At 57.8% G+C, this 448-nt stretch carries 2 protein-coding genes; both read left to right on the top strand.

The annotated features are described in order from the left end of the window. A partial coding sequence (locus tag AACY52_RS31300; protein WP_339561540.1) for a hypothetical protein occupies positions 1-183 on the top strand: 183 nt, incomplete at its 5' end. A 36-nt stretch (positions 184-219) separates the two neighbouring features. After that, positions 220-448 (top strand): TetR/AcrR family transcriptional regulator (locus AACY52_RS31295; RefSeq protein ID WP_339561539.1); only part of this gene is annotated, 229 nt, incomplete at its 3' end.

Genomic DNA, 448 nt, shown 5'->3' with positions numbered 1-448 from the left:
ACGGATTTGCTGGTCGATGAACCCCTTCACGCGGTCCCGAAAATAGGTTTCGCGTTCGCTGAAGCTGAAGTCCATCTGCGCTCTCCGATCTTGCTGTCGGATCGCTGGTTAGACCGTACCGCGTATTCGGTAAAGCGTCTTTGCCGCTCAAAATGCGCGGAATGCCGCAGCCAACAAAAATGACTGTTTCTTCTAAAAGATGATGTTACAGTTTCCGGCATGGAGGCCCCCGACACCATTCCGCCCGAGGAAGACACCAGCACCAAGCGCTTTCGCGCCAAGCGCGACGCCATCTTGGCTGCCGCCGCCGAAGCGATCAACGAACAGAGCGCGAAGGGCATGACCTTCGCCGACGTCGCGCGCCGGGTCGGCCTCAACACCACCAGCGTGACATATTATTTCAAGCGCAAGGAAGATCTGGCGGCGGCATGCTTCGAGCATACGCTGG

This window comes from Pseudomonas sp. EA_65y_Pfl1_P113 (assembly GCF_963970525.1).
GTDB classification, from domain to species: Bacteria; Pseudomonadota; Gammaproteobacteria; order Pseudomonadales; family Pseudomonadaceae; genus Aquipseudomonas; species Aquipseudomonas tritici.
This window is presented reverse-complemented; position numbering and strand designations above follow the sequence as displayed.